This window comes from Candidatus Albibeggiatoa sp. nov. BB20 (assembly GCA_016744725.1).
Taxonomy (GTDB): domain Bacteria; phylum Pseudomonadota; class Gammaproteobacteria; order Beggiatoales; family Beggiatoaceae; genus Albibeggiatoa.
The window spans coordinates 1-5,142 of record JADGDW010000233.1; the positions used below are offsets into that span (position 1 = coordinate 1).

Here is a 5,142-nt window from a genome sequence, read left to right on the forward strand (position 1 = left end):
CTAATTCTTTAATGACAACAGGGCTTGGTCGCCCTGTATCCCGGCTTTCAGCCGCCAAGCCTCTAACCCACCCGTCTTTAGCGGGTGGTTGTTTAGTAATTGTTGTTTTTTCATTTATATTTCTTAATCGACCTGACTCAATCCTTATTGTGTTTCCTCTCTTGATTTATGCAACTTTTAAAGCCTATCAAACAGAAGCATCACATCGGATTAAAAAACTCATTTTCCAATATACATTAGGTTTATCACCGCTCATTTTATGGGAACTGTTTTCGATTTTCTATTATGGTTATCTATTGCCAAACACTGCTTATGCTAAGCTTGGAGCAGGTATTCCACAAGATGAGCTTTATGCTCAAGGCTTTTATTATTTTTTAGACTCAATCAAATATGACCCGATTACTCTCAGCATTATACTTATAGCAATTGCTTGGAGTTTCATCCAAAAAAATAAAACTCAAATATTACTTTCTATCGGGATTATTTTATATTTGTTTTATATTGCTAGAATTAGAGGGGATTTCATGTCTGGGCGTTTTTTCTCATTTCCTTTTTTTGCAGCACTTATATCACTGTCATTAGTTAGTTTTCAGGAATCAATTGCTTTTCTTGTCATTTTTATGGCTTCTTTATTTTTTGGAATCACATCTATCCAAGTAGATAATAACAATGTTTTAAGAGATTCTTCTTTCCATCCTAAAGTAATAGCAAACACATTTGTTAGAAAAACAGGGATTGCGGATGAAAGAAAGTTTTATTTTGTTAAAAATAGAGCCTTGCTCGTAGACAATCGGCAACGTTTTAAACATGATATAAGGGTATAAAAATGAAGTCTAGCACTCATCTTATTGATACTTGCGGTTTAGCAGACCCTTTATTATCTAGACTGAAGGTTGAATATAAACCCAAATGGCGTATTGGTCATTTTTCCAGACCAGTACCTGATGGATATAAAGCCTCGGTTTTAGCGAATGAAAATAAATTACAAGATGATAATTTAAGATTATTTTATGATAAAGTCCACCTAATTACCCATGGAGATTTATTTGATAAACAGCGTCTTATTACAATTGCTGAAATGAATCTAGGTTTATATAATCATTTTTTGGATAAATAAGAAATAAAACCTCAACCTAATATTAATTTTGAGCCTTTCAAATTTGATATAAGCATATTACAACCTATAAACACGGGGCTTTTAGAGTTTAGGATAAGTTTGCACTTCTTTAGCACATTGTTTAGCATGACAGTATGATTTCGGCAAATTTTTTGCGAAGCTACGTTGACCTTCAATATTATGGTCATCAAAATTCACTATTATCACAATTTTAGCTAAGCACTCCAAAGGAGATGAATCATGGCAAAAGCAACCCCCCCAGATATGCCAGATGTATCTGGCTTACTTAAGCCTTTTATGCCGCTTATTAGTAAACTAGTTGTTATTCTGTTCCTCATTATTTTTGGTCTGATGTTTCTAGGTTCTTGGTACTTTGAAACCAATGCAGGACACACTTATTTCTACCAAAATACATTGACTGGTGGCACAGATGTATACACTGAACCGGGTGTACATTTACGGATGCCTTACTTTTCAAAAATTACTGAATATAAACAAGTGATGACAGTGGGTTTTGGGGAGCAAGATACTTATGTCACGCGTAATATCCGTGAGGTCAGTGTACGGTTTGCAGATACTTATACAGGTTTGATTACGGTGACATTCCGGTTTAAATTGCCTACTGATACAGAAAAAGTGAAAACAATGCACCGTGAATTCCGTAGCTTTGACAATTTAGTTGACTCCTTATTGACTAAAACCGCACGCGATGTTGTCGTCAATACGTCAACCCAGTACACGGGTGAAGAATTCTTCCAAGGGGCATTAAACCAATTCAAATCAGCTTTGATTGACCAATTGCGTTACGGTATTTACAAAACAGAACGTAAACAAGTGGAGGTTGAGCAAACGGGCTTAGCACCTGTTGGTTTAGGTCAAGAGGATTCGAATCAATTACGTAAGTCAAAAACCTTGGTTTGGAAAACAGTCCCTGTCATTGATAAAGCAACGGGTAAATTTATGCGTTTAGATAATCCGTTAGAGCGTTATGGGATTGAAGCAACGCAAGTGACCATCGGTAATACCAGCCCTGAACAGCAGTTGGAAAAATTATTGTCTGAGAAAAAACGTTTAGTTGCGGACAGAATCAAAACCGTACAAGAGCAAGAAACGGCGAAAGAACAAGCTAAAACGGCGCAGTTAAAAGCGGAAATTGAACGCACTGTAGCGAAACAAGGTGCATTGAAGCAAAAAGAATTAGCGGTCATTGCTAAACAGCGCGAAGTGGAAGAAGCTGAAAAACAAGCGGATAAAGAAATTATTGAGCAACAGAAATTGAAAGATTTAGCCGTCATTCAAAAAGCCAAAGAATTAGAAATTTCTCAAGCTAACCGTGATATTCAATCAGCGAACTACGAAGCAGCAAAATTTGAAGCACAAGCAATCCGTGAAAAAGGTTTAGCTGAAGCTGATGTCACCAAAGCAATGTATGATGCCTTAGACCCTGAGATTTATGGTGCAGAATTACAACGTGATATTGCTAACATCATCTATCCTAATTTGCGTAATATTAAAATTGAAATGCCACATAACGTGGTTAACTTGGCGGGTGAAAATGGAAAAGCCGCCTTACCAACTAACTTAGATATATTGTCTAGTTTTGCGACAATCAATACGATGGAAAAGTTACAACAACAAGCTATCGATGCTGAAGTGAAATCAAGTCCTGCCTATAGCGTTCCAACACGCTAAACTGCCTCTGCAACTTGCCCATTCTGCTTTTTATGTGGAGTGGGCTTATTATCGCAATGATGCACAGCATCAATCCAAACTAAAAAGTGCTGATTATCGGCATAATTGCACTAGTTATCATAGGATGGATTGCAACTTGAATTTGGGAATGATACAGGCAGGAATTTGCTTTGAAGAATTTTTAAAGCCAACAAATCAATGGTTTGCTGACTTTAAAATTTAATAAAAATTAAAAAAACATCAAAAAATGTTTGACAAATAAAACTGAATAAAGTATCTTGTTATCCAAGTTGTTGCAGTGCACAAAACAAGAACAGCACAGACACGCTTTATAGAGAAGACAGATTTTTTATAAGTTTATCACAACTTTTTTATTCGCTGATAACCTTTTGTAGTACAGATTTTACCATCTCCTCCATCCTCCTTTGGTGGTTTGGCGCGATATGAAAAACGTCGCGCCCTTTTTTAAAACTTCCTCCATTCTAAACCTAAAAATCTAAATTTCAAGCTATTCATTAATAATTAAACATTAATACACTGTTTATAGTGACAAGATTTAATCTTAACCATTTGATTATAATTGTATTAATAGTTATTATTCTGCTTTCAAAAATTTCAATCTCCCAAAATCTTCCGTATTTTTCCATATCTCATATATCCAAAGACTACTATGAACTGAATATACCCAAAATAAGGCAATATTGGATTAGCAGTGCGGGTTAGGATAGAATGTCTGCTTTCGTTTGAACCTCTTGCTTGACTTATGCGTACCGCTTTACTGGTTTATTATCATTCTCCTCAGCAGGTTAGTTGGATTCAGTTTCAAGCTCCTGCAAAAATACTCAATACACGTCTAAATATCAGCATTGAAACGCTGCCTAAACAATGTTATCCCGTTTATGTATTGTTTGTCGGTACACAATGCACATTGCAACAAGCAGAAACCCCAACCAAGCAACGTCAACGCCTGATTCAAGCCATACCTTATATTTTAGAAGAACAATTGGCTCAAGATGTGGAAGGGTTGCATTTTGCAATCGGATCGCCGCGTGACAATGATGTTGCTGTTGCCGTCGTTGCTCATGAAACAATGCAAACTTGTTTACACGCATTTCATCAGCAAAATATCCAGCCTACTGTGATTTTGCCCGAAATGTTAGCATTACCTTACCATGGTGAAAGTACTTGGAGTGTGATGCTATGGGAAGAAAAAGTGATTGTGCGTACTGGGGAGTCAGCAGGATTTAGTATTGAGCTGGGTAATGTTTCGGCGTTATTGCAAACTCAAGCGACTTTACCCGAAAAAATTCATGTGTTTTCCAGTCCGCAAAATGAAGCCTTGCTCACAACATTGCATGGTTTGGGTGTTAATGTAGAACAGCATTCTCACTCAGAGCCAACGCTTGCATGGTTTCTGCGTAGCCTAAAGCCAAATAACCCACTTAATTTACTGCAAAACAAGTATTTACCTCAAAATAAGGTCACTTCATTATGGGAAAATTTGCGATTAACTGCTGCATTAGCAAGCCTATTAGCAATCATATTAATTGGGCAAATTTGGTTTGATGTACAAAAATTAACTCAACAGCGTGAGCAACTGAACCAGCAGATTAATCAGCTTTATCGCAAAACATTTCCAGAGGCACGAAAAATAGTCAATGCTCGTGCCCAAATGGAACAAAAACTGCATGTTTTTCAGCAGCAAAACCAACAGCCCGTTGCACCATCATTTTTGCAACTGCTTAAGTCAATCAGCCCTATACTAGCGCAGGCAAAAGACTTTCAGCTCAAACGGCTAGACTATCGACATGGTAATTTTGATTTACAAATAACCATTGCAGATTTACAGACATTAGAGAAATTAAAACAACAGCTTATGCGCGAAAACCTTCAGGTCGAAATTAATTCAGCCGTGAGCCAAAACAATTTTGTAAAAAGTCGCTTGCGAATAAAATATATTGTTAAATAATAGTGGCTAGCTTTCGTATTTGATTTTCATGCTCAGAATATAAAATGTAAGTAATAATGTTACCGCATTTGCAGCTACAAGATGTACAGCCCCTAATAGCACGCCGTAAACTAGCCATAAAATAACTGGCATTGTAAATAAGAACAGCATTGCAAAAGAAAATTCGGCTGTTTCTCTGGTTTTGTACGCTTTATAGGCAAGGGGTAAGCAAGTGTAAATGCCTATAACGGCAACAAGCAATCCTAGGAAGTCCGTTGTCATTGTTCCTACCTTTCAATCTTTAAATAACCATAAGTTGATAAGCAAAAACCATCCACTGGTATGTACGATTTCGCTTATGTTTCAACCTTTCAGTATATAATAT

Annotated in this window: 5 protein-coding genes; 4 read left to right on the forward strand and 1 reads right to left on the reverse strand. The window is 36.7% G+C overall.

The annotated features are described in order from the left end of the window. The 4 genes from ABXH34_RS17685 to gspL all read left to right on the forward strand — a co-directional run. A partial coding sequence (locus ABXH34_RS17685) for a hypothetical protein (protein WP_353573208.1) occupies positions 1-824 on the forward strand: 824 nt, incomplete at its 5' end. Positions 825-826: 2 nt separating this feature from the next. Continuing rightward, complete coding sequence (locus tag ABXH34_RS17690) at positions 827-1,117, forward strand: hypothetical protein (RefSeq protein ID WP_353573209.1); 291 nt, start codon at positions 827-829, stop codon at positions 1,115-1,117. Positions 1,118-1,357: 240 nt separating this feature from the next. Continuing rightward, positions 1,358-2,809, forward strand: a complete 1,452-nt coding sequence (locus tag ABXH34_RS17695; RefSeq protein ID WP_353573210.1) for an SPFH domain-containing protein — start codon at positions 1,358-1,360, stop codon at positions 2,807-2,809. Between the two features lie 763 nt (positions 2,810-3,572). Next, positions 3,573-4,778 carry a type II secretion system protein GspL gene (gene gspL, locus ABXH34_RS17700; RefSeq protein WP_353573211.1) on the forward strand — a complete coding sequence of 402 codons (1,206 nt, stop codon included), beginning with the start codon at positions 3,573-3,575 and terminating at the stop codon, positions 4,776-4,778. A gap of 6 nt (positions 4,779-4,784) precedes the next feature. Here the strand turns inward: gspL and ABXH34_RS17705 are convergent, their stop codons facing one another. Continuing rightward, positions 4,785-5,039 carry a SemiSWEET family sugar transporter gene (locus ABXH34_RS17705; protein ID WP_353573212.1) on the reverse strand — a complete coding sequence of 85 codons (255 nt, stop codon included), beginning with the start codon at positions 5,037-5,039 and terminating at the stop codon, positions 4,785-4,787. Positions 5,040-5,142 lie beyond the last annotated feature (103 nt).

Bases quoted from the DNA above. Each gene is read 5' to 3' on its own strand.
- ABXH34_RS17695 (WP_353573210.1), top strand. From the start codon at position 1,358: ATGGCAAAAGCAACCCCCCCAGATATGCCAGATGTATCTGGCTTACTT.
- ABXH34_RS17690 (WP_353573209.1), top strand. From the start codon at position 827: ATGAAGTCTAGCACTCATCTTATTGATACTTGCGGTTTAGCAGACCCT.
- ABXH34_RS17705 (WP_353573212.1), bottom strand. From the start codon at position 5,039: ATGACAACGGACTTCCTAGGATTGCTTGTTGCCGTTATAGGCATTTAC.
- gspL (WP_353573211.1), top strand. From the start codon at position 3,573: ATGCGTACCGCTTTACTGGTTTATTATCATTCTCCTCAGCAGGTTAGT.